This window comes from Vibrio sp. 10N.222.48.A3 (assembly GCF_041475345.1).
GTDB lineage: Bacteria > Pseudomonadota > Gammaproteobacteria > Enterobacterales > Vibrionaceae > Vibrio > Vibrio tasmaniensis_A.
Window position 1 is genome coordinate 1,083 of the sequence record NZ_JBFRVX010001531.1, and the last position, 974, is coordinate 2,056.

Below are 974 nucleotides of genomic sequence, written 5' to 3' on the forward strand. Positions count from 1 at the left end.
TCGTGTGCAGAATGAAACCAATGAAGAAATCGCAGGCTTTGTAAAAGCGTTTCAATCTCGAGTGCCAGACTTAGGTGCTGATATCGATTGGCCGTGTTATGCAGGTAAGCGTAACGATAACGCCAGTGGAAAGCCTTGGAACCTGTTGGCAGCAAAAATTCTAGCTGACAACGGCTATAAAGTATTGATGCATGGCTACATGGACAAACCCAGTGGTCGTACGCATGCCGAAACGCATTTAGAATGTGTCGGCGTTCGCAGCGCGCAAGATCCGCAAGACGCAAAGCAGATTCTAGAAGCCGATGGTATTGCTTACTTGCCTTTGGCGAACTTCGCCCCACAAGCTCAAACTATGATTGGTTGGAAACATCGTTATGGACTGAGAACTCCGATTAATACCGTTGTTCGTGCATTGAACCCTGGTGGTGGACGTTTAGGCTTGCGTGGCAGCTTTCACCCTGGATTCCCACAGCTTCATGCAGAAGTTGAGCATGTGATTGGCAATAAATCCCACTCGGTGATTTCATTTAAAGGCATGAATGGCGAATCAGAATACAACCCCAAGGTAAGCCAAACTGTCTGGATGAGTTCTCCTGAAAAGGTGGAATCTTTCTACTGGGAAGGCACGATGAATGCTGAGCTGCCTCTACCTTCTGAATGTGTACTGGGTACACCGGAAGATGAGATGGAGCTGATGGCGAATAGTGTTGTGGATAGTATGACGGCAATTTTATTCGCAGAAACGCACGATAAGGCTGAAGCTTACTCAAAGGCAGCGCGTTTGTGGGAAGCCTATTGCACTCGTTAGTAGCTACTAGCCAGTCGTTAAGAGCTAGCAAATAACGTATAGCGATTGAAATCGTGAATGAGAAGGTCAGCGAATGCTGGCCTTTTTCGTATATTTACCGTGGTAGGTATTCGCTGTTGAATTAAGTAGGCAATCATTGTCAAGGTGATTGCCTACTCATAACATG

The 974-nt window shown here is 46.4% G+C and carries 1 protein-coding gene; it reads left to right on the plus strand.

The genetic code is table 11. From position 1 onward, the window contains the following. A partial coding sequence (locus AB4653_RS27575; RefSeq protein WP_372105834.1) for a glycosyl transferase family protein occupies positions 1–808 on the plus strand: 808 nt, incomplete at its 5' end. Positions 809–974 lie beyond the last annotated feature (166 nt).